The sequence below is a fragment of the Donghicola tyrosinivorans genome (assembly GCF_003003355.1).
GTDB lineage: Bacteria > Pseudomonadota > Alphaproteobacteria > Rhodobacterales > Rhodobacteraceae > Donghicola > Donghicola tyrosinivorans.
Genome location: NZ_PVTQ01000006.1, coordinates 65,568 through 91,160, shown reverse-complemented (window position 1 = coordinate 91,160; position 25,593 = coordinate 65,568). Strand labels below are relative to the sequence as shown.

The 25,593-nt window shown below is 60.3% G+C and carries 27 protein-coding genes; 14 read left to right on the top strand and 13 right to left on the bottom strand.

Annotated features, from left to right (window positions below):
- The first annotated feature begins 84 nt into the window (after positions 1–84).
- From CLV74_RS10620 to glnT, 10 genes are all read left to right on the top strand, one after another.
- On the top strand, positions 85–816 hold the full coding sequence (locus CLV74_RS10620; RefSeq protein WP_106264434.1) for a PIG-L deacetylase family protein: 732 nt from the start codon (positions 85–87) through the stop codon (positions 814–816).
- A 64-nt stretch (positions 817–880) separates the two neighbouring features.
- Positions 881–1,366 carry a cytochrome b gene (locus CLV74_RS10615; protein WP_106264431.1) on the top strand — a complete coding sequence of 162 codons (486 nt, stop codon included), beginning with the start codon at positions 881–883 and terminating at the stop codon, positions 1,364–1,366.
- A gap of 29 nt (positions 1,367–1,395) precedes the next feature.
- The gene (locus tag CLV74_RS10610) at positions 1,396–2,349 is read left to right on the top strand and encodes a VOC family protein (RefSeq protein ID WP_106264429.1); all 954 of its coding nucleotides are present in this window, start codon (positions 1,396–1,398) and stop codon (positions 2,347–2,349) included.
- 10 nt (positions 2,350–2,359) lie between these two features.
- Positions 2,360–3,034 carry a 4-carboxy-4-hydroxy-2-oxoadipate aldolase/oxaloacetate decarboxylase gene (locus tag CLV74_RS10605; protein ID WP_106264427.1) on the top strand — a complete coding sequence of 225 codons (675 nt, stop codon included), beginning with the start codon at positions 2,360–2,362 and terminating at the stop codon, positions 3,032–3,034.
- A gap of 81 nt (positions 3,035–3,115) precedes the next feature.
- Positions 3,116–4,192 (top strand): 4-oxalomesaconate tautomerase, encoded by a 1,077-nt coding sequence (locus CLV74_RS10600; protein ID WP_245888520.1) that lies wholly within the window; start codon positions 3,116–3,118, stop codon positions 4,190–4,192.
- 148 nt (positions 4,193–4,340) lie between these two features.
- Complete coding sequence (locus tag CLV74_RS10595) at positions 4,341–4,979, top strand: helix-turn-helix domain-containing protein (RefSeq protein ID WP_245888519.1); 639 nt, start codon at positions 4,341–4,343, stop codon at positions 4,977–4,979.
- Positions 4,980–5,175: 196 nt separating this feature from the next.
- On the top strand, positions 5,176–6,066 hold the full coding sequence (locus tag CLV74_RS10590; protein WP_106264421.1) for a class II glutamine amidotransferase: 891 nt from the start codon (positions 5,176–5,178) through the stop codon (positions 6,064–6,066).
- Positions 6,067–6,070: 4 nt separating this feature from the next.
- The gene (locus CLV74_RS10585; protein WP_106264418.1) at positions 6,071–6,754 is read left to right on the top strand and encodes a GltB/FmdC/FwdC-like GXGXG domain-containing protein; all 684 of its coding nucleotides are present in this window, start codon (positions 6,071–6,073) and stop codon (positions 6,752–6,754) included.
- A gap of 10 nt (positions 6,755–6,764) precedes the next feature.
- Positions 6,765–8,090 (top strand): FMN-binding glutamate synthase family protein, encoded by a 1,326-nt coding sequence (locus CLV74_RS10580; protein ID WP_106264416.1) that lies wholly within the window; start codon positions 6,765–6,767, stop codon positions 8,088–8,090.
- A gap of 61 nt (positions 8,091–8,151) precedes the next feature.
- A complete protein-coding gene (glnT, locus tag CLV74_RS10575; protein WP_106264414.1) occupies positions 8,152–9,468 on the top strand; it encodes a type III glutamate--ammonia ligase in 1,317 nt (438 codons plus the stop codon).
- Positions 9,469–9,528: 60 nt separating this feature from the next.
- On the opposite strand, the gene CLV74_RS10570 is transcribed toward glnT, so the two are convergent.
- Entirely contained in the window at positions 9,529–10,476 is a 948-nt protein-coding gene (locus CLV74_RS10570; RefSeq protein ID WP_106264412.1) for a GlxA family transcriptional regulator, read from the bottom strand.
- A 116-nt stretch (positions 10,477–10,592) separates the two neighbouring features.
- On the opposite strand from CLV74_RS10570, the gene CLV74_RS10565 reads away from it, so the two are divergent.
- The 4 genes from CLV74_RS10565 to CLV74_RS10550 are packed head-to-tail and all read left to right on the top strand — an operon-like array spanning position 10,593 to position 15,636.
- Positions 10,593–11,843: a sarcosine oxidase subunit beta family protein gene (locus tag CLV74_RS10565; protein WP_106264410.1), complete on the top strand. Its 1,251-nt coding sequence runs from the start codon at positions 10,593–10,595 to the stop codon at positions 11,841–11,843.
- Between the two features lie 13 nt (positions 11,844–11,856).
- A complete protein-coding gene (locus tag CLV74_RS10560) occupies positions 11,857–12,138 on the top strand; it encodes a sarcosine oxidase subunit delta (RefSeq protein ID WP_106264409.1) in 282 nt (93 codons plus the stop codon).
- On the top strand, positions 12,135–15,080 hold the full coding sequence (locus tag CLV74_RS10555; RefSeq protein WP_106264407.1) for a sarcosine oxidase subunit alpha family protein: 2,946 nt from the start codon (positions 12,135–12,137) through the stop codon (positions 15,078–15,080). The genes CLV74_RS10560 and CLV74_RS10555 overlap by 4 nt, the downstream gene beginning before the upstream one ends.
- Positions 15,073–15,636 carry a sarcosine oxidase subunit gamma gene (locus tag CLV74_RS10550; RefSeq protein ID WP_106264405.1) on the top strand — a complete coding sequence of 188 codons (564 nt, stop codon included), beginning with the start codon at positions 15,073–15,075 and terminating at the stop codon, positions 15,634–15,636. Before CLV74_RS10555 ends, CLV74_RS10550 begins: the two co-directional genes overlap by 8 nt.
- Positions 15,637–15,660: 24 nt before the next feature.
- On the opposite strand, the gene CLV74_RS10545 is transcribed toward CLV74_RS10550, so the two are convergent.
- The 12 genes from CLV74_RS10545 to phnG all read right to left on the bottom strand — a co-directional run bounded on the left by CLV74_RS10545 (position 15,661) and on the right by phnG (position 25,533).
- Entirely contained in the window at positions 15,661–17,049 is a 1,389-nt protein-coding gene (locus tag CLV74_RS10545; RefSeq protein ID WP_106264403.1) for a multicopper oxidase family protein, read from the bottom strand.
- Between the two features lies 1 nt (position 17,050).
- The gene (locus tag CLV74_RS10540) at positions 17,051–17,482 is read right to left on the bottom strand and encodes a c-type cytochrome (protein WP_106264401.1); all 432 of its coding nucleotides are present in this window, start codon (positions 17,480–17,482) and stop codon (positions 17,051–17,053) included.
- 75 nt (positions 17,483–17,557) lie between these two features.
- The gene (locus CLV74_RS10535; protein WP_106264398.1) at positions 17,558–17,881 is read right to left on the bottom strand and encodes a hypothetical protein; all 324 of its coding nucleotides are present in this window, start codon (positions 17,879–17,881) and stop codon (positions 17,558–17,560) included.
- An 84-nt stretch (positions 17,882–17,965) separates the two neighbouring features.
- The gene (locus CLV74_RS10530) at positions 17,966–19,183 is read right to left on the bottom strand and encodes an NAD(P)/FAD-dependent oxidoreductase (protein ID WP_106264395.1); all 1,218 of its coding nucleotides are present in this window, start codon (positions 19,181–19,183) and stop codon (positions 17,966–17,968) included.
- A gap of 201 nt (positions 19,184–19,384) precedes the next feature.
- Positions 19,385–20,524: an alpha-D-ribose 1-methylphosphonate 5-triphosphate diphosphatase gene (locus tag CLV74_RS10525; protein WP_106264393.1), complete on the bottom strand. Its 1,140-nt coding sequence runs from the start codon at positions 20,522–20,524 to the stop codon at positions 19,385–19,387.
- Positions 20,525–20,533: 9 nt separating this feature from the next.
- Positions 20,534–21,100 carry a phosphonate metabolism protein/1,5-bisphosphokinase (PRPP-forming) PhnN gene (phnN, locus tag CLV74_RS10520; protein WP_106264391.1) on the bottom strand — a complete coding sequence of 189 codons (567 nt, stop codon included), beginning with the start codon at positions 21,098–21,100 and terminating at the stop codon, positions 20,534–20,536.
- A complete protein-coding gene (gene phnL, locus CLV74_RS10515; RefSeq protein WP_106264388.1) occupies positions 21,100–21,783 on the bottom strand; it encodes a phosphonate C-P lyase system protein PhnL in 684 nt (227 codons plus the stop codon). Before phnL ends, phnN begins: the two co-directional genes overlap by 1 nt.
- Before the next feature lies 1 nt (position 21,784).
- On the bottom strand, positions 21,785–22,555 hold the full coding sequence (phnK, locus tag CLV74_RS10510) for a phosphonate C-P lyase system protein PhnK (RefSeq protein ID WP_106264386.1): 771 nt from the start codon (positions 22,553–22,555) through the stop codon (positions 21,785–21,787).
- The gene (locus CLV74_RS10505) at positions 22,552–23,424 is read right to left on the bottom strand and encodes an alpha-D-ribose 1-methylphosphonate 5-phosphate C-P-lyase PhnJ (RefSeq protein WP_106264384.1); all 873 of its coding nucleotides are present in this window, start codon (positions 23,422–23,424) and stop codon (positions 22,552–22,554) included. Before CLV74_RS10505 ends, phnK begins: the two co-directional genes overlap by 4 nt.
- A complete protein-coding gene (locus tag CLV74_RS10500) occupies positions 23,421–24,509 on the bottom strand; it encodes a carbon-phosphorus lyase complex subunit (RefSeq protein ID WP_106264382.1) in 1,089 nt (362 codons plus the stop codon). The genes CLV74_RS10505 and CLV74_RS10500 overlap by 4 nt, the downstream gene beginning before the upstream one ends.
- Positions 24,509–25,078, bottom strand: coding sequence for a phosphonate C-P lyase system protein PhnH (gene phnH, locus CLV74_RS10495; protein WP_106264380.1), 570 nt, complete (start codon positions 25,076–25,078; stop codon positions 24,509–24,511). The genes CLV74_RS10500 and phnH overlap by 1 nt, the downstream gene beginning before the upstream one ends.
- Entirely contained in the window at positions 25,078–25,533 is a 456-nt protein-coding gene (phnG, locus tag CLV74_RS10490) for a phosphonate C-P lyase system protein PhnG (protein ID WP_106264378.1), read from the bottom strand. The genes phnH and phnG overlap by 1 nt, the downstream gene beginning before the upstream one ends.
- Positions 25,534–25,593: the final 60 nt, after the last annotated feature.

Here is a 25,593-nt window from a genome sequence, read left to right as displayed (position 1 = left end):
ACTTATCCCATTGCACAGCGTTCCAAATTGCCTGCGCGGCGACCGACGTGACAGAATGCGCCAACACTTGAAGATGAGGCTACCATGACCCCCAAAAAGACCGCGCTAGTGATCTCAGCCCACGCTGCCGACTTTGTCTGGCGCTGCGGAGGGGCCATCGCCCTGCACGCGGAAAAGGGCTATGACGTGACCGTCGCCTGCCTGTCCTTTGGTGAACGCGGCGAGAGCGCCCGCCTGTGGAAAGAGGGCAAGTCGCTGGATGAGGTCAAAGCCATCCGCCGCGCCGAAGCAGAGGCCGCCGCTGATGTTCTGGGCGTCGCCCGTCTGGAATGCTTTGATCTGGGCGACTACCCGCTGGTTTTGGAGAAAGACGACAAATACCGTCTGGTCGATCTGATCCGTGACGTGCAGCCCGCCTTCATGCTGTCACACAGCCAGTATGACCCCTACAACACCGACCACATGTACACGACCCAGATCGCCCTAGAAGCGCGGATGATCGCGCAGGCTTGGGGCCATAATCCCGGTCAAAAGGTTCTGGGGGCACCGCAGCTTTACCTGTTCGAACCCCACCAAACCGAGCAGATGGGCTGGAAGCCTGACCACTTCCTCGACATCACCGGCGTCTGGGACAAGAAGCGCGCCGCGATGGAGCATATGAACGGGCAGGTCCACCTGTGGGACTATTACACCCGTGTGGCACAGCAGCGGGCCAACCATTTCAAGCGGAACTCGGGCGGGATGTCCGGCGGGCGCGATTGCCAATACGCCGAAGGCTTCCAGTCGGTATTTCCCCGCACAGTCGACGAATTGTGATCGACAAAGCGTCATAGAACAGGCGTAAAAGGCTGAGAACGTCATTTTTTATGAGGATTGATCCATGACTGTTTCAAATGCCCCCTCCGCCTATTCGCCTATGCAAAAACGCCTGCACTGGGCTGTAGTGATCCTGTTGGCGCTGCAGTACCTGTTCTTTGACGGCATGGGCCGCCCGTTTCACCAGTTGATGGACGGCCTGCCTGCGTGGAACACCACCGTTGTGATCCATCTGGTGATCGGCGTTTTGGTCTTGCTGGCCGCAATCTGGCGTCTGGCCCTGCGCCGCAGCCACGGCGTGCCCGCAGAGCCTGAAGGCACCCCCGAACGCGCCAAACTGGCGGGCAAAGTTGTCCACTACGGCATCTATGCGCTGCTGATCATTCTGCCGATCTCTGGATCTGTGGCGTGGTTTGGCAAGATCGGCACCCCGGCCGAAGTCCACGAAATCCTGACCAACGTGCTGCTAGCACTGGTCGCAATCCACGTTCTGGCCGCACTGGTTCACCAGTTCATCTGGAAAGACAATCTACTGCTGCGCATGAAATAACGCGCGGCCCGTCCCCAAGGAGGAGATCCATGTCCGAACATTGTTATGACGTGGCCCATCTGGGTCATGTCGAGATGCTCACCGATAAATTCGATGAGAGCCTCGACTTTTTCACCCGCGTTTACGGTTTGAAACTGTCGGGACAGGACGAAACCTCGGCCTACTTGCGGGCGTGGGATGACTATGAGTACTGCTCGCTCAAGCTGACGCGCAGCGATACCACGGGCGTGGCCCATATCGGCTATCGCTGTGCATCGCCCGAAGCGCTAGAGCGCCGCGTCGCCGCCATTCAAGCCTCGGGCTACAAGGTTCACGGCTGGAACGATGGTGACCAAAGTCACGGCCGCGCCTTCCGTTTCGAAGACCCCTTCGGCCATGTATTCGAGGTTTACTACGACACTGTCTGGTATGAGGCGCAGGAAGAGGCCGAGAAAGCCGCACTGAAGAACACCGCCTCGGCGTTCAATGGCGCTGCGCCGCGCCGTCTGGACCACTTGAACCTGCTGTCCAGTGACGTGACCGAGTTCCGCCGCTTTATGGAAACCTGCCTTGGCAGCCGCGTAACGGAATACATCCAGTTGGACAACGGACGCATTGGCGGATGTTGGTTCACGGTGAACAACAAGACCTATGATCTGGCCTGCACAGAGGAGCATGGCGGCGGCAATGCCCGTCTGCACCATGTGACTTATGCCACCGACCAGCGCGAAGACATTCTGCGGGCGGCAGATATCTTCTTGCAGAATGGTGTTCATATCGAGACCGGTCCCCATAAACATGCCATTCAGGGCACGTTCTTCCTGTATGTCTGGGAGCCTGCGGGTAACCGCGTGGAACTGGCGAACGCAGGTGCCCGTCTGATTATGGCGCCCGATTGGAAGCCTGTGGTCTGGACCGAAACCGACCGCAAGAAAGGTCAGGCTTGGGGTCTGAAGACCATCGAGAGCTTCCACACCCACGGCACACCGCCGGTCGAGCATTAAGGGCACCAAGATGGCAAATGTAGTCGTCCAGAACATCGCGCGCGCAGACCGCGCCGTGATCGACGAGCTTGGCGCCGCAGGGGTTGCCACAGTCCATGAGGCCGCAGGACGCACCGGCTGTTTGGCCAGCTACATGCGCCCGATCTATTCGGGCGCTCGGATCGCGGGCAGCGCAGTGACGATCTCGGCGGCACCCGGAGACAACTGGATGGTCCATGTGGCAATCGAACAGTTGCAGGAAGGCGACGTGCTGGTCCTCGCCCCCACAAGCCCCTGTGATAACGGCTATTTCGGCGATCTTCTGGCCACCAGCGCGCAAGCGCGCGGATGCCGTGGGTTGATCATTGATGCTGGCGTGCGGGATATTCGCGATCTGCAAGAGATGAGCTTTCCGGTCTGGTCTAAGGCGATTTCGGCCCAAGGGACGGTGAAGGAGACCTTGGGGTCGGTGAACGTTCCCATCGTGTGCGCCGGTCAGGCGATCAACGCAGGCGACATCGTGGTCGCCGATGATGACGGTGTCTGCGTGGTGCGCCGTGAAGATGCCGCGGTGGTTCTAGATGCCACCCGCAAGCGTCTGGCTGCAGAAGAGGCCAAGCGGGTACGCTTGGCACGGGGCGAGTTGGGGCTTGATATCTACGACATGCGCCCGCGACTGGCGGAGAAGGGCCTGAAGTATATCTGAGGGCAGGTGAGGGGGCGCTGCCCCCTCTTGGGCCTTCGGCCCAATTCACCCCCGAGGTATTTGAGCCAAGATGAAAGGGCCATGATGGAGCGTTATGAGGCGGAAGGCATCCCGTGTTTGTGGATGCGGGGCGGGACCTCGAAGGGGGCGTTCTTTCTGGCGTCTGATCTGCCAAGCGACCCTGAGGCGCGCGATGAATTGCTGTTGCGCGTGATGGGCAGCCCTGATCCGCGTCAGATCGACGGGATTGGTGGGGCGGATCCGCTGTGTTCCAAGGTGGCAGTGTTGGCGCCGTCGTCCCGTTTGGACGCGGATGTAGACTATCTGTTTTTACAGGTCTTTGTGGATCAGACTGTTGTCTCTGATGCTCAGGGATGCGGGAATATTCTGGCAGCCGTTGGCCCTGCCGCGATCGAGATGGGTTTGGTGCCTGCTGAAGATGGCGAGACCATGGTACGCATTCACATGCTGAACACCGGCGAAGTCAGTGCGGCAACCGTTCAGACTCCGGGCAGGAAAGTAAGGTATACGGGCGAGGCGCAAATTGACGGTGTACCTGCGAACCATGCGCCGATCCCTTTGGTCTTTGCAGGACTTGCGGGTTCAATGTGCGGAGCTTTGCTGCCAACTGGACGGGCTGTGGATGAGATCAATGGCATTGCCTGCACATTGATCGACAACGGCATGCCGGAAGTCGTTATGGCGGCGCGGGATTTCGGCCTGACGGGGTATGAGAGCCGCGAGGCACTAGAGGCCAATGAAGCCGTCAAAGCGCAAATCGAAGCCATCCGTTTGATCGCCGGAGAGATGATGGACCTAGGCGATGTTCGCGAGAAATCGGTGCCGAAGATGGTCCTCGTCAGCCCGCCGGTGCAGGGAGGTGTGATCCACACACGCAGCTTTATTCCGCACCGTTGCCATGCCTCGATCGGGGTGTTCGCAGCTGTCACGACGGCAACTGCCTGCACTATTCCTGGCTCGCCCGCGCATGCATTGGCCGAATTGCCACGCGGAAACATCTTTGCAGTCGAGCATCCCACCGGTGCCGCTGATGTTGTTCTGGATCGGGATGATTGTGGGACTGTCATCAGCGCAGGAACCTTAAGAACAGCCCGTAAGCTATTTGAAGGACGGGTCTTTCCAGCACCTGAACGCTAAGCGTTGCCTCATAGGGCAAGGATCGCCCTTCCGGCCGCCTGATCAAGCAGGTTGCAAGACCGCCGCTTGCAGCGCCTGAGAAAAAGCCCGAAGATCACCCCGAATGCGCGGACGTGCGGCATGGGATGACAGACGGGAAGGCGAAAACGTGAGCAAGAAACCTATCAGCGCCGCCCTGCGTCAGAACCCTCATGCCGTCAAAGAGCATCGGGAAAAGAACCTTGAGGTCGCCATCGGCCGACAGGTTCGGGAATTACGCAAGCGTCAACGGATGACGGGGGCCGATCTGGCCGGCAAAACCGGCCTGTCGGTGGGGATGCTGTCAAAGATCGAAAACGGGGTGATCTCGCCCTCGCTGAACACAATCTCGGCCTTGGCGGATGCCCTCTGTGTGCCTTTGGTGCAGTTGTTTGCGGGCTATGAAGAAACGCGCGGCTGCATGCATGTCAAAGCCGGCGAAGGGGCCGAGATCGAGCGCGAAGGCACCCGCGCGGGGCACCAGTACAATCTACTGGGGCACATCGGTTCAAACAATTCTGGCGTCGTGGTCGAGCCCTATCTGATCACTCTCGACGAGAACTCGCATTTCCAGACCTTCCAACATGAAGGGATCGAATTCCTCTATATCCTAGAGGGAAAAGTGAACTATCGCCACGGCGACAAGAGCTATTTGCTGGAAGAGGGTGACGCCCTGTTCTTTGATTCCGATGCGCCGCATGGACCGGAAGGAATCCTCTCGATGCCGCTGCGATACCTATCGGTTATCACATATCCCCAGACCCGCTGACCCGACTTGATCGGGCGAAACCCGCGCGCCGCGCCTGCGCGCGCGGGGCATTTGCACATTTCATAGGCAGTCTTCACCGCAGGAAAGAAATTTTCCATAAAAGATATAAACTTTCTTTTGCGGAAACTCTCCTTCCCGCTACGACAGAGAGAACGGGCGCGATGTGCGTCCCTATCTCGTCACGAAGGAGACCCTGATGTGCGGCATTGTTGGCCTATTCCTGAAACAGGACGCCTTGCGCCCAAAGCTGGGTGACATGCTGACCGATATGCTCATAACCATGACCGATCGCGGCCCCGACAGTGCGGGTATTGCGATCTACGGCGAAGAGGCAGAAGGCAGCGTCAAGATCACCATCCAGTCGGACACGCCAGATGCGGATTTTGACGGATTGGAAGCGGCGCTTGGCGCGGCCATTGGCGGCGGTGTCACGGTCAAGCCCGTGAATACGCATGCTGTGCTGGTTCTGCCGGTCGAGAAAGAAACCGATGCGATCGCGTTTCTTGAGAGCAAAGGTCTGCGGATCATGGGCGTTGGCACCTCGATGGAGATTTACAAAGAGGTAGGCCTGCCAAAAGATGTCGCAGCCCGTTTTGGACTGCGCGAGATGGGCGGTAGCCATGGCATCGGGCACACCCGCATGGCAACGGAATCTGCGGTGACGACGATGGGTGCGCATCCGTTCTCGACCGCAGATGACCAGTGTCTGGTGCATAACGGCAGCCTGTCGAACCACAATCAGATGCGCCGCAAACTGGCGAAAAAGGGCATCTTCACCAAGTCCGAGAACGACACAGAGGTCGGCGCGGCCTACATCAGTTCGCGCATCGCGGATGGCGCCACCTTGGGCGAGGCGCTGGAAGGCACGATCAGCGATCTGGACGGGTTCTTCACCTTTGTAACTGGCACCAAGAACGGCTTTGGCGTCGTGCGCGATCCCATCGCCTGCAAGCCTGCCGTCATGGCCGAAACCGACGACTATGTGGCCTTTGCAAGCGAATACCGCGCCTTTGCCGACCTTCCGGGCATCGAGGCCGCCCGCGTCTGGGAACCCGAACCCGCCACTGTCTATTTCTGGGAGCGTTGATCTGATGAGCACTCTGGATATGTCCGTCACCCCCCTGCGTGAGGTCAACGTGACCCTGCAAGAGGCTGCGAAATCCCAATCAAATAACGCCTATGAGATCACCAATCCCCGTGGCAGCCACGCAGTTGCCGTGGGTCTTGATGGCCCGCTGTCGGTGACCGTCAAGGGCTCGACCGGTTATTACTGCGCAGGGATGAACAAGCTGGCCACGATCCGCGTCGAAGGTTCGACCGGTCCCGGTGTGGCTGAAAACATGATGTCTGGCGAGGTGGTGATTGAAGGCGATGCCTCGCAATACGCAGGCGCTACAGGCCGCGGCGGGCTTTTGAATATCAAGGGCAATGCCTCAAGCCGCTGCGGGATTTCCATGAAAGGGATCGACATCGTGGTGCATGGCAACATCGGCCACATGTCCGCCTTCATGGCGCAAAAGGGAAATCTGGTGGTGCTTGGGGATGCAGGCGATGCCTTAGGGGACAGCCTGTACGAGGCACGCCTGTTCGTGCGTGGCACCGTCAAATCCCTAGGTGCTGACTGCATTGAGAAAGAGATGCGGCCCGAGCATATCGAAATCCTGCAAGAGCTGCTGGCCCGCGCCGGTGCTGATGCCAAGCCTGAAGAGTTCAAGCGCTATGGCTCGGCCCGCCGTCTTTACAATTTCAACATCGACCACGCCGACGAATACTGAGGGACGCGCAATGGACAAGACACCCCAAACCGATCCGCGCCAGAGCTGGACGTTCTCGAACTCGGTAAACTCGGAAATCCGTCGCGCTGCGGCGACTGGCATCTATGACATTCGCGGGGGCGGCGCAAAACGTCGTGTGCCACATTTTGATGACCTCCTGTTCCTTGGTGCCTCCATGTCCCGCTATCCGTTGGAAGGCTACCGCGAGAAATGTGAGACCGCCGTCACCCTTGGCACCCGTTTCGCAAAAAATCCGATAGAACTGAAAATCCCGATCACCATTGCGGGCATGTCGTTCGGCTCGCTGTCCGGCCCCGCGAAAGAGGCGCTGGGACGCGGCGCAACACTGGCGGGCACCTCGACCACCACGGGCGACGGGGGCATGACCGAAGAGGAACGGGGCCATTCGGAAAAGCTGGTTTATCAGTACCTTCCCAGCCGCTACGGCATGAACCCCGACGACCTGCGCCGCGCCGATGCGATTGAGGTCGTCGTTGGGCAGGGTGCAAAACCAGGCGGCGGCGGCATGCTGCTGGGTCAAAAGATCACCGAGCGTGTGGCAGGTATGCGCGATCTGCCCGTCGGCATCGATCAGCGCTCGGCCTGCCGTCATCCCGACTGGACCGGCCCCGATGATCTGGAAATCAAAATCCTTGAACTGCGGGAAATCACCAACTGGGAAAAGCCGATCTACATCAAGATCGGCGGCGCGCGGCCTTACTATGACACTGCCTTGGCGGTGAAAGCTGGTGCCGACGTGGTGGTTCTGGACGGCATGCAAGGCGGCACCGCTGCCACGCAAGATGTGTTCATCGAACATGTGGGCCAGCCCACACTGGCCTGCATCCGCCCCGCCGTTCAGGCCCTGCAAGATTTGGGCATGCACCGCGAGGTACAGTTGGTCGTCTCGGGCGGCATTCGCAACGGCGCGGATGTAGCCAAGGCTCTGGCCTTGGGGGCGGACGCTGTCTCTATCGGCACCGCCGCGCTGATCGCACTGGGAGACAATGACCCCAAGTGGGAGGCCGAGTACAACGCGCTTGGGACCACCGCCGGTGCCTATGATGACTGGCACGAAGGACGCGACCCCGCAGGCATCACCACCCAAGACCCTGCGCTGATGCAGCGTCTGGACCCCGTGGCCGCGGGTCGCCGTCTGCGCAACTACCTGAACGTGATGACGCTGGAATGCCAGACCATCGCCCGCGCCTGCGGCCACAACCATGTGCACAACCTCGAACCCGAGGACCTCTGCGCACTGACGATGGAAGCTGCCGCCATGGCGCAGGTGCCGCTGGCAGGCACCAACTGGTATCCCGGAAAACCCGGCTTTTGATGCCCCCGCCTTGGGGGCCGGTCGCGGTTCCTGAGGCCTCAACAGGGAAAAGGGAATTGTAATGAGCAAATTGTCAAAATTCGCCGAAGAGCGCGGCGTGAAGTATTTCATGATCTCCTACACCGACCTCTTCGGGGGCCAGCGGGCTAAGCTAGTACCTGCTAGCGCCATCGCGGGCATGGAAGAGGACGGCGCAGGCTTTGCCGGCTTCGCAACGTGGCTGGACCTGACACCGGCACACCCCGACATGCTGGCTGTGCCTGACGCAGATGCGGTGATCCAACTGCCGTGGAAGCCAGAGGTTGCATGGGTACCCGCCGACTGCATCATGGAAGGCACCCCCGTCGAGCAAGCCCCTCGCAACGTCCTGAAAAAGCTGATCGCTGAGGCCGAAGAGGCAGGCCTGCGCGTCAAAACCGGCATCGAGGCCGAGTTCTTTCTGCTGACGCCCGAAGGCAACCAAATCTCGGACCCTTTCGATACAGCGGACAAGCCCTGCTATGATCAGCAAGCGGTCATGCGCCGCTATGACGTGATCGCCGAGGTTTGCGATTACATGCTGGAACTGGGCTGGGGCCCTTATCAGAACGATCATGAAGACGCGAACGGCCAGTTTGAAATGAACTGGGACTTTGACGATGTGTTGGTCACCGCAGACCGCCATTCGTTCTTCAAATTCATGGTGAAATCTGTCGCGGAAAAGCACGGGCTGCGGGCGACCTTCATGCCCAAACCGATCCAAGGCCTCACGGGCAACGGCTGCCACGCCCATATCTCGGTCTGGGATCTGAACGGCAAGACCAACGCCTTCGCAGGCGACGGCGGCGGTCAGATTGGCGAGGTTGGCCTGTCCGCCCAAGGCGGCCACTTCTTGGGCGGGATCATGCGCCACGCCGAGGCCCTTGCCGCGATCACCAACCCCACCGTGAACAGCTACAAGCGGATCAATGCGCCGCGCACCATGTCAGGGGCCACTTGGGCGCCCAACACGGTGACTTGGACCGGTAACAACCGCACCCATATGGTGCGCGTTCCGGGGCCGGGCCGGTTTGAATTGCGCCTGCCGGACGGGGCCGCAAACCCCTATCTGCTGCAGGCTGTGATCATCGCGGCAGGACTTTCCGGCATCCGTGCCAAGGCCAATCCGGGCAAGCGATGGGACATCGATATGTACGCCGAAGGCCACATGGTCACAGATGCGCCGCGCCTGCCCTTGAACATGCTGGACGCCATCCGCGCATTTGATGCGGATACCGAGCTTAAATCCATGTTGGGGAACGATTTTTCAGCCTCATACATCAAGATGAAAAATCAGGAATGGACCTCGTTCGTGTCCCATTTCTCAGCGTGGGAGAAAGAGAACACGCTGGATATCTAAGCCCCTTAGACGTCTTCCCGTTCGGGGCAGTTCCCGCCCCGAATTCCCTGAGGCCCGGCTTTACGTCGGGCCTTTTTTGCGCCGATCGCTGGACGGGGCGCAATCAAACGTCCGCCTGTAGGCGTCGGAAAAATGGGTCTGGCTGACAAAACCCGTCATAACGGCAACCTCTGACATGGGCAGGTGGCTGGTCTTGACCAGATCCCGCGCGACCTCCAGCCGGACACGCAGATAATGGGCCATCATCGGCTGCCCCAATGCCTGCTGAAACTGGCGGCGCAGCTGGCGGGCCGAGATACAGGCCAACTCTGCCAGTTGCTCTTGGCTCAGGGGATCCGCAATGTGGGTTTCCATCATCTCAAGCACTGCCATGACGCTATCGGGCAACACCCCGTACCGAGCTGAAAGCGATGCCTGCTGGGGGGCATCCGCCCCTCGGATTTCGGTCTGGATGAACCAGTCGGAAATCCGCTGCGCAAAGCGTGCGCCATGATCGCGGGCGATGATCGCATGTATCATATCCAACGGGGCCGAGCCTCCCGCGCAGGTATAGCGATCCCGATCAATGACAAAGAGCCTCCGTTCCAGCAGCCACGGACCACTAAGACGTTCAAAATCCTCATAGTGGTGCCAATGGACCGTGAAACGCCGCCCCTCCAGAAGCCCTGCTTTGGCCAAAATTAATGCGCCACCCGAAATCCCGCCAATGGCACATCCGTTCCGCGCCGCCTGCCGCAACCACGCCATCATGGCTGGATCGTTCACCCGCATGGGATCGCCCCCTGCGACGACAAACACCATGTCAAACAGTGGCGTTACATCGCGGAAGGCTTGGGTCCGAAACTGCGCCCCGATCAAAGTTTCTGCCGCACCGCCTGAGGCGGACAGCAGCGTCACCTCATAGGCCGGAGAGGGCGCAAAGAGGTTCGCGGCCCGAAAGGGCTCAAGCGCAGCGGCGGTCGACAAAAGGGCAAAACCATCCACCAGCAGAAAGGCGACTCTTCGCATGAGGGGACTTCTTGATTTGGGAACCTAATGTCCTTTTTACGAAAGAAAATGGCCTTATGAAAGAAGATATGGCGTGTCTCGCGAGTTAAAACAGGATCAGACGCAGGAGACCGCCCATGAAATTCTCAGGTATCAAGGTGCTGAAAGAGGCGCTGACCGGCCACAAAGGGTGGAAGCCCCTGTGGCGCACGCCGGACCCGAAGCCTGCCTATGACATCATCATCGTGGGTGGCGGCGGTCACGGGTTGGCGACTGCGTATCATCTGGCGGCCACCTTCGGGATCACCAATATCGCGGTGCTTGAAAAGGGCTGGCTGGGGTCTGGGAACATCGGGCGAAACACCACCATTATCCGCTCGAACTACCTGCTTCCGGGGAACCAGCCGTTTTACGAATTCTCGATGAAGCTGTGGGAAAGCCAAGAGCAGGACCTGAACTTCAATTCGATGGTCAGCCAACGCTCGATCATCAATCTGGCCCATTCGGACGCGCAGCGCGACGCCTACCGGCGGCGCGGCAATGCCATGCACTTGTCCGGCGCGGACGCAGAGTTGCTGTCCCGCGAACAACTACGCGAGATGGTGCCTTTCCTGAATTTCGACAACGCCCGTTTCCCGATCAAAGCGGGACTACTGCAAAGGCGCGCAGGCACCGCTCGCCATGACGGGGTCGCGTGGGGCTACGCCCGCGCCGCTGACATGCGGGGCGTCGATCTGATTCAGAACTGTGAAGTGACCGGCTTTGATATCACTGATGGCCGCGTCACGGGGGTGCAGACGACCCGTGGTGCGATCAAGGCGGGCAAAGTCGGCGTCGCCGTCGCAGGCAGTTCCAGCCGCGTCATGGCGATGGCGGGTATGCGCCTGCCGATCGAAAGCCACGTCCTGCAAGCCTTTGTTTCCGAGGGCTTAAAACCCCTGATCCCCGGTGTCATCACCTTCGGCGCAGGACATTTCTACGTCAGCCAATCGGATAAGGGCGGGTTGGTCTTTGGCGGCGATATTGACGGCTATAACTCTTACGCGCAGCGCGGGAACCTGCCCGTGGTCGAGGACGTGGCCGAGGGCGGCATGGCCCTGATGCCAATGATTGGCCGCGCCCGTCTGCTACGCAGCTGGGGCGGGATCATGGATATGTCGATGGATGGCTCGCCCATCATAGACCGCACGCCTCTGGACGGCCTCTATCTGAACGCAGGCTGGTGCTATGGCGGGTTCAAGGCCACACCGGCCTCTGGCTATTGCTTTGCACATTTGCTGGCCACTGACACACCCCATGAAACCGCCACAGCCTACAGGTTGGACCGGTTCCACCGCGGCTATGTGATCGACGAAAAGGGCGTTGGCGCCCAACCCAACCTGCATTGAAAGGGCGCAAACGATGCTGATCCCTCATCCTCTTTTGGGCCTGCGCGACAGTCAGGAATTCACCTATCTGGGCGATGCCAGTCTGATGAACCGTCCCGATCCCGCAGGCCCCAGTGCCGAAGCCGAATTCTGCGATTACGTCTTTCTGCGTGACAACCCTGCGGGCGTTCATCGCGAATTGTGGTTCCACGAACAAGGGGATCGGTCGTGGCTGGTGGTCACTCGCAACACCCTAACCCACGAAATTCTAGGGGCGGAACTGGCCCGTAACCTGCCCGCAAGAGGTGCCGAATGACCCGCCTGATAGGTGGTCTGATAGACCGCACAGCACCGCTTTCCTTCAGCTTTAACGGCAAAACCTATCAAGGGTTCAAAGGCGACACGCTGGCCTCGGCCCTTTTGGCGAATGGCGTTCAACTGGTGGGGCGCAGTTTCAAATACCACAGGCCGCGCGGCATTTTCACCTCAGGCTCGGAAGAGCCGAACGCGCTGGTCACCCTGCACAGCGGCGCTAGGACCGAGCCGAACACCCGCGCCACCGTGACCGAGCTGTTCGACGGGCTGGAAGCCTCATCGCAAAACCACATCGGCCCATTGGAGCGCGACCTGCTGGCGATCAACGACCGCCTCGCACCTCTGTTCGCAGCGGGGTTTTACTACAAAACCTTCATGTGGCCCCGCGCGTTTTGGGAAAAGCTCTATGAACCCGCGATCCGCAAGGCCGCAGGTCTGGGGGCCCTGTCGACGCTGCCCGACCCAGACACCTATGACAAAGGGTTCCTGCATTGTGACCTGCTGGTCATCGGCGGCGGCGCGGCGGGACTGACAGCGGCGCTGACCGCCGGACGGGCCGGGGCCAGCGTGATCCTTGCTGATGAGGATTTCCGGTTTGGCGGACGGCTGCTGGCGGAAAGCGATCTGCTGGATGACAGTTGGCCCAGTGAATGGGTGGACCGGACTTGCGCAGAGCTTGCCAGTCTGCCGAATGTCCGCCTCATGCCCCGCACCACCGTTTTTGGCACCTATGACCACGGGATTTTCGGCGCGGTTGAAAGGGTCTCGGACCATCTGCCGCCCTCTGATGAGGCGGTGCGGCAGACCCTTTGGCGCATCACCGCCAAGCGCAGCGTTCTAGCCGCTGGCGCGATCGAGCGGCACATTCCTTTTCAAGACAACGACCGTCCGGGCATCATGCTAGCGGGGGCCATGCGGACCTATGTGAACCGGTGGGCCAGCGCCCCGACCAGAAACGCCGATGATCAAGTGGCCATTTTCACCAATGGCGATGGCGGACACCGCACGGCGCTGGACCTACTTGGCAAGGGCGTGCCTGTGCTAGGTGTCATCGACACGCGCCCCGATGCTCCGGTCTTTGGCAAGTACAAGGTTTTTGCAGGCGCCACTGTGACCGGAACCAAAGGTCGCCTTGGCCTGCAAGCGATCCAAATCCGCCAGAACGGTCAGTCCACTTGGCTTGAGGCCGGTGCACTGGGGGTTGCGGGTGGATGGAACCCGAACGTGCATCTGGCCTCGCACCATCGGGGGCGCCCTGTCTGGGATGAAGATCGTCTGGCGTTCCTTCCCCCAAAAGATGGGCCAAAGGGCATGTTCCCCGCTGGCGCCGCTGCGGGGAACGGCGCGACCAGCGTCGCATTGGCGGATGGAATGCGTACCGCGCAACAGGCGCTGGCGGAACTGGGGACGACTGCTGGCAATATCCCGCTTCCGCGTGTGACCGACACTCCGGACACGCAGGCTGCCTACTGGCATGTCCCCACGACCAAACGCGCTTGGGTGGATTTCCAGAACGATGTGACCGTCAAAGACATCGCCTTGGCCCACAAGGAAAACATGCGCCCTGTCGAGCATCTGAAACGCTGGACCACCCTTGGCATGGCCACCGATCAGGGCAAGACGGCGAATATCTCGGCACTTGCGGTGATGGCCGAACTGACCGGCGCAACCATTCCCGAAACCGGCACCACGATCTTTCGTCCGCCCTACACAGGCGTCTCGCTGTCGGTGCTTGGGGGAGGCAATACGGGCAGGCATTTCCGGCCCTACCGGCTGACGCCCACTCATGCTTGGGCCAAAGTCCAAGGGGCCGCATTCACCGAGGTCGGCCCGTGGATGCGGGCACAGTACTTTCCCCGCGATGGCGAGACCCACTGGCGGCAAACCGTGGACCGAGAGGTGCTATCGGTGCGCAAGGATGTGGGCCTGTGTGACGTCACAACCCTTGGCAAGATCGACGTACAAGGCCCTGATGCGGCAGAGTTTTTGAACCGTGTCTACGCCAACACCATGGCCACATTGAAGGTTGGGATGGTCCGCTACGGCCTGATGCTGCGCGAGGACGGGCATCTGTTCGATGACGGCACATGCGCCCGTCTGGCAGACGATCATTTCGTGGTGACCACTACCACCGCCAATGCAGGCGCGGTCTATCGGCATATGGAGTTCGCCCACCAATGCCTCTGGCCCGATCTGGATGTTCAGATGATCTCGACCACTGATGCGTGGGCGCAGATCGCAGTAGCTGGTCCCAAATCCCGCCAGTTGCTGCAGCGCATTGTCGACGGGTTCGATCTGTCGAACGAGGCGTTTCCCTTCATGGCCTGCGCCGCGCTGACAGTCTGCGGTGGCCTGCGTGCACGGCTTTTCCGCATCTCATTCTCGGGCGAGTTGGCCTATGAAATTGCCGTGCCTGCCCGCTACGGCCACGCTCTGATGGAGCGCCTGATGACCCTAGGCAAGGATCTGGGCGTCACCCCCTACGGGAGCGAGGCGTTGGCCGTCCTGCGGATCGAAAAGGGTCACGCTGCAGGTGCCGAGCTAAACGGCCAGACCACGGCGCAAATGCTGGGGTTGGGCAAGATGGTCTCGGCCAAGAAGGACTCGATCGGGGCGGTGATGTCCCGCCGCGAAGGTTTGGCGCAAGACGGGCGGCGTTTGGTGGGGCTGCTGCCGCTAGAGCCCCAGTCGCAGATTCCTGCGGGATCGCATCTGTTCACCCAAGGCGCTGCGCAGACCATGCAAAGCGATCAAGGGTGGGTGACCTCATCATGCTATTCGCCCCATTTGGGCAGCTACATCGCGCTTGGGTATCTGGAAAATGGTCATGACCGCATAGGCGAAGTGATCACAGCCGCCAACCCGCTGGAAGGGCAGAGCTTTGCGGCCAAAGTGGTCTCTGCCCATTTTATTGACCCTGAAGGAGGGCGCTTGCGTGACTGACCTGATCCCTTTGACCGCCCTTGGCGCAACCGAACTGCGCTCGGAACGCTTTGGCGCATTAACCATCGCTGAGGATGACAGCTATGGGCTGGCCTCACTAACCTTGCGCAAGGGCCAAAGCGCACCGACACCCTTTGGTCTGACACTGCCAGAGGCTGGATTTGCGACGCAGTCAGGCAGCACCAGCGCGATTTGGACCGGTCCTGACCAGTGGCTGATCCTTGGCGAGGGGAAGGGGCAAACGGACTTTGCCGCGGAAGTTTTAGCCCAAGCGCCGCAAGCCAGCGTCACCGAACAAACAGAAGGTTTGGTCTGCTTTGACATCCGCTCAGACGTGGAAGTCCTGCCGATTGCCGCACTCATGTCCAAACTGGTGAACCTGCCGCCCGAAAACTACGCCACCGGTCGCGCCACCCGCACGGGGCTAGAGCATATGACCGTGTTCCTTTACCAGCGCGATGAAAGGCATTTATCAATCCTTGGGATGCGCAGCTATGCGGGCAGCTTATGGCATGCTTTGGTCACTGCCGCTGCGCGGCTTGCGCAGGCGGCGTGACCAAAGGCTATGCCCAAGGGGGGTCTAAGCGACCTCAATCCACGTATTCATACCGGATGCGGCATGAGCCAACATGTGGCAATGCAGCAGCCATTTGCCGGGGTTATCGGCTGTAAAGGCGATCTCTAGCGGCTCCTGCGGGAAAGACAGGATCGTATCCCGCAACGGCCCCATTGTGCCATCTGCATTGACCTGCCGGAAGTGCATCCCATGCAGGTGCATCGCATGGGGAAATGCCGTGCGGTTGGTTAAGGTCATCCGCGCCACTTCGCCTCGCTCAAACCGTGCGAAGGGCGTGTCAGACATCCCAGCCTGACCGGAAAGTGCCCAATACTGGCCCCGTTCAATCAAACTACGAAAGTCGAGCGATTCCCCCAGATAGACCGCGCTCTCCATACCCGCCATCGCCCCGCCTTCCATCACCAGATCGAAATGACGCGCCTGCGACAGATCGGGCAAAGCGGTGTTCGGGTTGGCTGGCAAAGGTTTGGGCACGCCATCACGCGCCGTAAGATTGCCAGCGACGGACACCTCGACCAACGCTTGCAGGCTGTCGTCATCCATCTGCATCAATAGGCCAGCGCTTTGCCCTTGGGCTGCGGTCACATCAACGATCAGATCAACCCGCTGCGCAGGGGCAATCACGATCTGCCCCGAGACCTCTTGCACCGCATCAAGGGGCATCCCGTCCAGCGCCACTGTCCAGCCGGCCATCCCCTCTAGCTGCAGAACAAAGATGCGGGCGTTGGCGGCGTTGATCAGACGCAAGCGCAACCGTTCGCCGGTTTTCGCGGCCATTTCAGACAGATACCGACCGTTCACACCGATCAGATTGCCGGTCCGCCCACCGTGGCTCATCATCATCGGGTGGTCGAAGGGTTCCACGAAACCGCCCGTATCTGGGTCCAGCAGCCAGTCATCCAGCACCAACACTTCGTCCCGATCCACTTCTGGGGGCGTGGTTTCATCAACAATCAGCACACCGGACAGCCCGCGCCCGACCTGCTCCATCGAGTTTTTGTGGGCGTGATACCAATAGGTTCCCGCGTCAGGCACAACAAAGTCATAGTCGAACACACCGCCCGGCGGCGCAGGTTCCTGTGTCAGGCCAGAGACCCCGTCCATCGCATTATCAATCCGTATGCCGTGCCAGTGGACCGAGGTCGGCACGTCCAACTGGTTCACCAACTGTCGCGCAACCCGCCCGCCTTGAGGTACGCGGATCAGGGGACCGGGGATGGTGCCATCGTAGGACCAGACCTCGGTCATCGGGTAGCCTTCGGGGGCCAACTGGACCTGAGCCTTGCGTGCGGTCAACGCCTGGGGTGCGGCCCAAGCAGGGCGCGCAAGCGCCAGCGCACTGACGCCGCCAAGCCCCGCACAGAACGTCCGCCGTGTAATAAGTGTCGCCATCTCACTGAATTCCGTTCGCACGTTGAAGCTCTCGGACATAAGTCACAATGCTGGCCACGTCGGCGCGGGTCAGACCTTGCTGCGGGGGCATGTTGCCAAAGGGCCAATGGTGCGCACGTACGCCTTGCTCGACCGCCATAAAGAAGGACATGTCGCCGTGGTGGTTCGGCTCATAAATCATATGCACCAGCGGTGGACCGAAGCCGATCTTGCCAGTGGCATTCTGCCCATGACACGCGGCACACACCGCATCAAAAGCCCGCTTGCCGATCTGCGCGTCATCTGAAAGCGTCGCTGGCAAAGTCACCTGAACAATCGGCCCACCTTCGGTTGGCGCAGCCGCTGTTTCCTGTGCCCGAGTGCCGCCTTGGGTCAGATAAATTCCCGCTGCAATAGCAAGGGCCGCGCCCCCCGCGATAACTAGCTTATTCATTTTAGTCGTCCTGTCGTCTTGCGCCGTGGCGCTTGTCCTGTGGGTATGCGGATCGCTCCGCCTAAAGTCAGAGGCTTAGGCAGACAGGCGCGGAGGCGGCAGGTCGATCAGGGTATCCGCCCCGACCATAAGATGAAAAACCGGTAACGGATGCCGCACCCTCTCATAATGCACGACAGGCGAAACCGCAGGAAAGACCGTCAGGACCAGCGCGCTACAGCCGCTCATGTGCGGACATTGCGTGTTCGCCTCACCAGCCCCTAAGTCGGGGCAATCGGGACAACCGGCCATATGTTCGCTCATGGCCGCATCCTGCATCGACCCATGCGCCATCGCCGCCCCTGAAAAGGACAGCAAGGCTAGAAAGCCGGTCAAAAGAAGGATCGCGAGCAGGCGCACGGGCACTCCGGTCTGGGTTCGCGCAAAGAGTGCCGCAGAGCGCGGGTCACGGTCAAGCTCGCGCCGTTCACGGCTGCGACAGGTCTATGATTGGCGGTGTCCCCCAAGACGTTTCAGGCATTTCTCTGTCCGGCTGCGCAGAAGCCCAAGAAGCGTCCGAAGCACCAACTTGGCCGAAAACTCGGCCTTCAATAGCGCGACCACGTCGCGTTCATTCAGGCGGTCCAACCGCGCAACCGATTTGTCCCAATCGGCCACACCATAAGACGAAATCCGTTTATTCGCTGAAACCCCGACCCGATAGTTTCGCGCCATTGCCCGCTGGCACGCGGCCTCATAGTCCAGCAAGTGCTTGGAGCTGCCAGTCAGAAGGGATTTCCCAAGCTTCCGCCCCAACAAATCGCCAAATTCGATACAAATCCGGATGCCTTCACCCACGATTGGCGTGGCGAAATTGGCAGAATCTCCAACACGTATCACTTGCCCGTAGACCAGTTTCGGATCGTAAGGGATAGACGGAATTGTCCCGCCATTTTTCTGCAAGACCAGCCCTTCAACTGTCATCCCATAGCGTTTCAAGGCCGAGGACTTCAGGAACCCTTCCAGCATCTCTCTGGGCGACAAATCCGTATCGGGGTGGATGATGCCAACGCCAATACGCAACCTGTTGTCCGGCGTCGGAAAAACCCACCCGTATCCGGAAAGCGCGTCCGTCCCTACAAAGAGAACCGCCCGATGGGGATCGTTCGCACCAAGAGCATATTCGTATTCAATGCCAACACCATACCTGACGGGCTTTGGCCCAAGCGACAGACTGCGCAGCACCGCGCAATGCACACCGGATGCATCAACGATATACTTGGAGACGACCTTTTCGATGCCTCCGGCTTTAGAGCGCACCTCTGTCTCAAACCGGCCATCGTCCGTTTTCTGTGTCGTTTGAAATTTGGTATCGCAGAAGATCTGCACACCGCGATCTTCGGCCTTAGTTCCAAGCCATTGATAAAGCCCCGTCACATCCAGAACGACAGGGCGATCCTCTTGGAATGACAGATGGGTTTTCTGATTGTCGGAAAAGATATCCAGCGTGTCGATGATCTGGAACAGGCTTTGCGGGATGTTCAGCCGCTGCATATCAGACAACCAACTGCCACCACTGGTCCGAACCGGCTTGCCGATTTCCTTGTCCTGATGGATCACAATGGCAGAGACATCTTCAGGTAGCGCCCCCGCAACAGAAAGCCCCGCAGGACCACCGCCCACGATCAGAACATCACACTCTAGAACCTTCCGCTGTGACATACCCGTCCTTAATACTTTCACCTGACGCGTAATACGACTGCACCGCGCCAAGGCTGCCCCTGAAACGCGGTGCTTGACGCTAGGGCCCGCACCCGAAAAGGGCATACGCTTTTGCAGCAAAGGCCAGCAATCCTTCTTTGCCACAAAAGGGCGCAAACCTAAGCCCGGCAAGTCAATCAGCTAAAAACGCGTCAGGCCGTCTTAGCCAACTTGTCGCCCGTGGCTCCAGACGCCGCGAATGACTGGCGTGTAGCCAAGGGTGCGCACGCGGACCAGATCGGCGTGCAGACCTTGCGCGATGAGGCCGCGATCCGTCAGCCCCACGGACCGGGCCGGTGTCCGCGTCACGGTAGCGATGGCGCGGGGCAGATCGTCCCACATTTCGGCCAGCAGGAAGGCCGATGTCATCAGCGCCGAGGGCACATAGTCGGACGAAATAATATCCAGCAAACCCAGTTCCGCCAGATCCTTGGCCGCCACGTTCCCTGAATGCGAACCGCCACGGATCAGGTTGGGCGCGCCCATCATGACTGCGATGCCGTGATCATGGCAGGCCTGTGCGGCTTCGATCGTGGTGGGGAATTCGGCAACCTGCACCCCGTAGCCCTTGGAGACCACCACATGATCAGCCGTGGTGTCATCGTGCGAGGCCAGCACCGCCCCGTAACGCTTTGCCTCGGCCACGGCGGCGGCTTCATGGCGTTCACCGTGCATCTCGCGCAGGCTGCGCAGATGGTCCACATGTTCAACGAAGTCATCATCGGTCATGGCGTGCTTTTTCTGCACATAGTCCTTCAACTTCGAGATATCGCGGAACTGCCGCTGGCCGGGCGTGTGATCCATCAGCGACACCAGTCCCACGCGATCCTCAGGGCCAAAAAGCGCCATTTCGGCCTCAAGCGTCTCCGAGCAGACCTCGGCGCGCAGATGCAGGAAATGGCTGATCCGCAGCGCACCTGCGGAGCGCAGATCCATCAACTCGGTCGTGACCTTGCGGGCATATTCCTTGTACCGGCTTTTGCCGGTCTGGATCGAGCCGACACGCATTGCATCAAACACCGTGGTAATCCCCGCCGAGGCCAATTCCCCGTCATGGGCTAGGATCGCAGCGGCATGAGGCCAATCCACTTTGGGGCGCGGCTCCATATGGCGTTCCAGATTGTCGGTGTGCAGTTCAATCAGACCGGGGATCAGCAGATCGCCTTCGCAATCCTGCGCACCCGCAACGGAAGACGCGCCTTGATCAACGCTTTGGATGCGCCCGTCTTTCACCTGAACCGATCCGGTGATCACCTCGTCATCCAGAACGATGCGGGCATTGGTCAGAATAAAATCACTCATGTCAGGTCCTCAAGACAGGCTACTTTGGGCGGGCGCAAAGGCCTCTTGCCCAAGCAGGGTAACAAGCTGATGAACGGCATCTTCAAGGGCGCCGTTATTATCAATCCGGTGGACGGGCAGACCGGCTGGCACCGACATATCGGCTCGCGAGAGCCGCTGCATGATATCTTCGCGGGTTTCGCGGCCTCGGGCGGTCAGGCGGCTGGCCAGAACCTCGGGTTTGGCGGTGATCAAGATGACCTCTAGCGCCTCAAACTGCGCTTTGGCACGCCCCAATGCGGCGCGCGAGCCGTTGAAGATCACCGTCTTTCCCGCCTCCAGTTCGGCGCGGATCGAGGCGGGAATACCGTAGCTCAGCCCGTGGGCCTGCCAGTGGATCACAAACGCCCCCGCGTCACGACGGCGGTCGAACTCGGCCTCGGTCACGCCTTCGAAATCCTCGCCACCCGCTTTGGTCGGACGGGTGATGACCCGCTTGGTCACCACCAGATCGGGCAGGCGGTCACGCGCGGCCTCAATCAAAGTGTCCTTGCCTGCGCCCGAGGGGCCGACGATGGCAAAAAGCCGACCCGCCATCATGCGGCCTGCTTCGGGGTAAAGGCGGAGACGTCGATCTCGAGGTCTGCAACTCGGGATCGCGCAGGGGCGTCGTGGAAAATCCCGATGATCGCCGCGCCGCCTGCCTTGGCCTCTTCGATCAGGCTCAGGACGGTTTCGCGGTTGGTGGCATCCAGTGAAGCCGTGGGTTCGTCCAGCAAAAGCGCCGGATAGCTATGCGCAAAGCCCCGCGCGATGTTCACGCGCTGCTGTTCCCCGCCCGAAAACGTGGTGGGCGACAGGCCCCACAGGGTTTCGGGGATATTCAACCGGCTCAGCAGATCACGGGCGCGGGCATAGGCGGCCTCCTGATCCACACCCACGGCCCGCAGGGGCTCGGCCACAACATCCAGCGTCGGGACGCGGGGGACCACGCGCAGGAACTGGCTGACATAGCCAAGGGTATTGCGGCGCAGATCAAGGATCTCGCGCGGCTCGGCGCTGGCGACATCCACATCGCCCACCATGATCCGCCCGCTGGCAGCCAGATAGTTGCCGTAGATCATCCGCATCAAAGTGGATTTGCCCGCGCCGGAATTACCGGTCAGGGCAACGCATTCGCCCGCGGCAACGGTGAAGCTGGCGCTCTCCATCACGCGGATAACGGCGCTGCCTTGGTTGTGCAGGGTGAAGGTCTTGGAAAGGTTTTCAACGCAGATCATGTCACACCTGTAGAACCGAAGAGACCAGAAGCTGGGTATAGGCGTGCTGGGGGTCATCCAGCACTTGGTCGGTCAAGCCGGTTTCGACCACCTGACCCGATTTCATTACCATTAGACGGTCCGCTAACAATCGCACCACCGCCAGATCGTGGGTCACGATGATTGCCGACAGTCCCATCTCGCGCACCAGACCGCGCAGAAGGTCCAAAAGGCGGGCTTGAACCGAGACATCAAGCCCGCCCGTGGGTTCGTCCATGAACACAAGCCGCGGACCAGTGACCAGATTGCGGGCAATCTGCAAGCGCTGCTGCATCCCGCCCGAGAACTGGCGCGGGCGGTCGTCGATCCGGTCAGCCGCGATTTCCACCCGTCCCAGCCAGTCAACCGCCTGTTCGCGGATATCGCCGTAGTGCCGTGCGCCGACAGCCATCAGCCGCTCACCCACATTGCCACCGGCAGAGACGGACATACGCAGACCATCGCGGGCGTTCTGATGCACAAAGGCCCAATCGGTGCGTCCCAGCATGCGGCGTTCGGGTTCGGACATAGTGACCGTGTCCTGCATTCCGTTCGCACGGGTATCAAACAGCACTTTGCCCGCATCAGGGGCTAGATGCCCTGCCAGACAGTTCAGCAATGTGGACTTGCCCGAGCCGGACTCGCCCACAATGCCCATCACCTCGCCGGGGTAGAGATCGAACGAGACCTCTTCGCAGCCCACACGCGAACCATAGTACTTCGCCACATTTTGGACGGACAAAAGCGGGGTCATTGAGCGGCCTCCATTTCGGGGGACAAACGGCCACGGTGGCCATTGGCCTGCCGCTCGCCGCAGTAGTCAGTGTCAGAACAGACAAACATCCGTCCGCCTTCGTCGTCGATGATCACCTCATCCAGATAGGTATGCTCGGCCCCGCACAGATCGCAGGGATGATTGGCCTTTGAGGCCTCGAACGGGTAATCCTCAAAATCAAGCGAGACGACCTTGGAATAGGGCGGGATCGCATAGATGCGCTGTTCGCGGCCCGCGCCGAACAGCTGGATTGCCGCCATTTCAAGCTTGGGGTTGTCGAACTTGGGAATGGGCGAGGGGTCCATCACATAGCGCCCCTCAACGCGCACAGGGTAAGCATAGGCCGTGGCGATGTTGCCGTGCTGCGCGATGTCTTCATAAAGCTTAACGTGCATCAACCCGTATTCTTCAAGCGCGTGCATCTTGCGCGTCTCGGTCTCACGCGGCTCAAGAAAGCGCAGGGGCTCGGGGATCGGCACCTGATAGACAAGGATCTGATCCTCGGTCAGCGCCTCTTCGGGGATGCGGTGACGGGTCTGGATCACCGTTGCCTCACGGGTCTTTTCCGTTGTGGCGACCCCTGCGGTGTTCTCGAAGAACTTGCGGATCGAGACCGCGTTGGTGGTGTCATCAGCCCCTTGGTCAATGACCTTCATCGTGTCCTCAGGCACCAGACACGCGGCCGAGACCTGCACCCCGCCGGTCCCCCACCCATAGGGCATGGGCATCTCACGGCTGGCAAAGGGCACCTGATAGCCGGGAATTGCGATACCTTTCAGGATCGCGCGGCGGATCATGCGCTTGGTCTGTTCGTCCAGATAGGCAAAGTTATAGGCTTGATCGCTCATTCCGCCGCCTCCTTAAGGGTGTTGGCCTGCGCTTCGCTGCGGATCTTGCGGACCAACTCCAGCTCTGACTGGAAATCCACGTAATGGGGCAGCTTGATGTGTTCCAGAAAGCCTGTGGCCTGAATATTGTCCGCATGGCTCAGAACGAATTCTTCGTCCTGCGCAGGTGCCCCAAGGTTGTCTTCGCCCAGTTCTTCCCAGCGTAGGGCACGGTCCACCAGCGCCATCGAAATCGCCTTGCGTTCGGTCTGGCCAAAGACCAGCCCGTAGCCACGGGTGAACTGGGGCGGTTGGGTCTTGCTCCCGTGAAACTGGTTCACGGTCTCGCATTCGGTCAGGGTGATTTCGCCAATCTCGACGGCAAAGCCCAGTTCGGGAATGTCCATCTCAACCGAGACCTTACCGATCCGCAGCTCGCCCACGAAAGGGTGGTTGCGCCCGTAGCCGCGCTGGGTGGAATAGGCCATCCCCAGCACAAACCCTTCATCGCCGCGGGTCAGGGCCTGAAGCCGCAAGGGTCGACCGGCCGGATATTCCATCGGCTGGCGGGTCATGTCGCGCGGGGGCTCATCACTAGGGGTTTCGGTCTGGATCAGACCATCGCGGTTCAGAAATTCGGTGATGCGGGGCATGTCACCCTGCAAGGGCGCTGCGGTCGCGGCCTCGGGCACCTCGCCATCAGCGGCCAGTTTGAAGTCCAACAGACGATGCGTGTAGTCAAAGGTCGGCCCCAAAACCTGCCCACCCGGGGCATCCTTGAACGTAGCCGAGATACGCCGGTCACAGGCCATCTTGTCCGTTTCAACAGGGCGCGAATGACCGATGCGGGGCAGGGTGGTGCGGTAGGCACGGATCAGAAAGATCGCCTCGATCAGATCGCCGCGTGCCTGTTTGATCGCCAGCGCCGCAAGGTCCGGATCATAAAGCGAACCTTCGGCCATCACGCGGTTCACCGCCAATGTCATCTGGCTTTTGATTTGGTCTACCGACAGTTCAGGGATGTCCGCAGGACCGCGCCGTTCTTCGGCCAGCCAATCGTGGGCGTTCTCAATGGCGCGTTCGCCACCTTTTACGGCAACATACATCAGTTTGCCTCCACTTTGATCGCACGGGGCAGGGCAGCGATGCGGGTTCCTGAGGTGAAGTAACAATCCACCCCCATGGGAAACAGCAGCCGGTTCTGCTGGAACGCGGTTGTTTCCGGCAAGGACAGCTGCGCAGAGGTCTGGATGCCGGGGCCGCGCAGGGTTGCACCAATGTTCGACAGGGCATCCATCTCGACGATTAGCGTGGCCGAGCGGTCGGGATATTCCGGCGTCCCTATCGGGAAATCCGTGATCGGGGTAAGCGCCTGCCAAGTACCGAGAGCGAACATTGCTTCTGACCGTGAAGCAATCGGTGCGCCGATATGAAAGGCGATCCACTGGCGGATCGCATCTGTATCGTGATCCCCTGCCAGATGAATCGGGGTTTCACCATCACATAAGGTCAGCAGCGTGGTAGCGGCCGCCACGGACAAGGGTGCGGGGCCGCTCGCGCCGGTGATCTTCTCGATGCTGCCCGGACGGGCAAGCGCGTTCATCAACGCGCGAAAGGCGCGGGCGGATTGCTGCGGGGCTTCGGTAAAGCCACCCGTCAGGGTATCGTGGGTCATCAATCCTCTCCGCGAACCATGGTGAAAAACTCGACCTTCGTGGCGGCGGACTTGGCCGAACGGGCTGCTTTAGTGGCCAGAGCCTCGGCACCCAGCGGGTCCAGAACTGCTGCCTGCACCTCTTCGGCGCGGGCGGTCTGCATCAGGGCATCGACCAGAGCGGCGCGGGTGGCGTGATCTTTGTCGCGTCCTTGCACATAGGCGTGGCCAACCTCGCCGGTGGACAAGGTCAAAGCGCAGCGGGTCACGGACATCTCGCCCAAGTTAAAGGGCGCCCCCGTGCCGCCCATGCGTCCACGGACCATCACTGCGCCAATCTCGGGGGTGCGCAGCCATGTATGCGCGGGCACGTCCGTAACCTCAGAAAACAGCGCCGCCAAACGGCTTGGCTCCGATTTTGCCAAAAGGCTCATGCGGCTTTGGCGGGCGGCATTTGCGGGATCAAGGTTTGACATTAGACAGACTCTGCAGTTATCTATACAACTATACAAATCATACAGGCTATGCCCGAAACC

What these genes read in the sequence shown, in the direction of transcription:
- CLV74_RS10620 (WP_106264434.1), top strand. Translation starts at nt 85, where the DNA reads ATGACCCCCAAAAAGACCGCGCTAGTGATCTCAGCCCACGCTGCCGAC.
- CLV74_RS10615 (WP_106264431.1), top strand. Translation starts at nt 881, where the DNA reads ATGACTGTTTCAAATGCCCCCTCCGCCTATTCGCCTATGCAAAAACGC.
- CLV74_RS10610 (WP_106264429.1), top strand. Translation starts at nt 1,396, where the DNA reads ATGTCCGAACATTGTTATGACGTGGCCCATCTGGGTCATGTCGAGATG.
- CLV74_RS10605 (WP_106264427.1), top strand. Translation starts at nt 2,360, where the DNA reads ATGGCAAATGTAGTCGTCCAGAACATCGCGCGCGCAGACCGCGCCGTG.
- CLV74_RS10600 (WP_245888520.1), top strand. Translation starts at nt 3,116, where the DNA reads ATGATGGAGCGTTATGAGGCGGAAGGCATCCCGTGTTTGTGGATGCGG.
- CLV74_RS10590 (WP_106264421.1), top strand. Translation starts at nt 5,176, where the DNA reads ATGTGCGGCATTGTTGGCCTATTCCTGAAACAGGACGCCTTGCGCCCA.
- CLV74_RS10585 (WP_106264418.1), top strand. Translation starts at nt 6,071, where the DNA reads ATGAGCACTCTGGATATGTCCGTCACCCCCCTGCGTGAGGTCAACGTG.
- CLV74_RS10580 (WP_106264416.1), top strand. Translation starts at nt 6,765, where the DNA reads ATGGACAAGACACCCCAAACCGATCCGCGCCAGAGCTGGACGTTCTCG.
- glnT (WP_106264414.1), top strand. Translation starts at nt 8,152, where the DNA reads ATGAGCAAATTGTCAAAATTCGCCGAAGAGCGCGGCGTGAAGTATTTC.
- CLV74_RS10570 (WP_106264412.1), bottom strand. Translation starts at nt 10,476, where the DNA reads ATGCGAAGAGTCGCCTTTCTGCTGGTGGATGGTTTTGCCCTTTTGTCG.
- CLV74_RS10565 (WP_106264410.1), top strand. Translation starts at nt 10,593, where the DNA reads ATGAAATTCTCAGGTATCAAGGTGCTGAAAGAGGCGCTGACCGGCCAC.
- CLV74_RS10560 (WP_106264409.1), top strand. Translation starts at nt 11,857, where the DNA reads ATGCTGATCCCTCATCCTCTTTTGGGCCTGCGCGACAGTCAGGAATTC.
- CLV74_RS10555 (WP_106264407.1), top strand. Translation starts at nt 12,135, where the DNA reads ATGACCCGCCTGATAGGTGGTCTGATAGACCGCACAGCACCGCTTTCC.
- CLV74_RS10545 (WP_106264403.1), bottom strand. Translation starts at nt 17,049, where the DNA reads ATGGCGACACTTATTACACGGCGGACGTTCTGTGCGGGGCTTGGCGGC.
- CLV74_RS10540 (WP_106264401.1), bottom strand. Translation starts at nt 17,482, where the DNA reads ATGAATAAGCTAGTTATCGCGGGGGGCGCGGCCCTTGCTATTGCAGCG.
- CLV74_RS10530 (WP_106264395.1), bottom strand. Translation starts at nt 19,183, where the DNA reads ATGTCACAGCGGAAGGTTCTAGAGTGTGATGTTCTGATCGTGGGCGGT.
- CLV74_RS10525 (WP_106264393.1), bottom strand. Translation starts at nt 20,524, where the DNA reads ATGAGTGATTTTATTCTGACCAATGCCCGCATCGTTCTGGATGACGAG.
- phnN (WP_106264391.1), bottom strand. Translation starts at nt 21,100, where the DNA reads ATGGCGGGTCGGCTTTTTGCCATCGTCGGCCCCTCGGGCGCAGGCAAG.
- phnL (WP_106264388.1), bottom strand. Translation starts at nt 21,783, where the DNA reads ATGATCTGCGTTGAAAACCTTTCCAAGACCTTCACCCTGCACAACCAA.
- phnK (WP_106264386.1), bottom strand. Translation starts at nt 22,555, where the DNA reads ATGACCCCGCTTTTGTCCGTCCAAAATGTGGCGAAGTACTATGGTTCG.
- CLV74_RS10505 (WP_106264384.1), bottom strand. Translation starts at nt 23,424, where the DNA reads ATGAGCGATCAAGCCTATAACTTTGCCTATCTGGACGAACAGACCAAG.
- CLV74_RS10500 (WP_106264382.1), bottom strand. Translation starts at nt 24,509, where the DNA reads ATGTATGTTGCCGTAAAAGGTGGCGAACGCGCCATTGAGAACGCCCAC.
- phnH (WP_106264380.1), bottom strand. Translation starts at nt 25,078, where the DNA reads ATGACCCACGATACCCTGACGGGTGGCTTTACCGAAGCCCCGCAGCAA.
- phnG (WP_106264378.1), bottom strand. Translation starts at nt 25,533, where the DNA reads ATGTCAAACCTTGATCCCGCAAATGCCGCCCGCCAAAGCCGCATGAGC.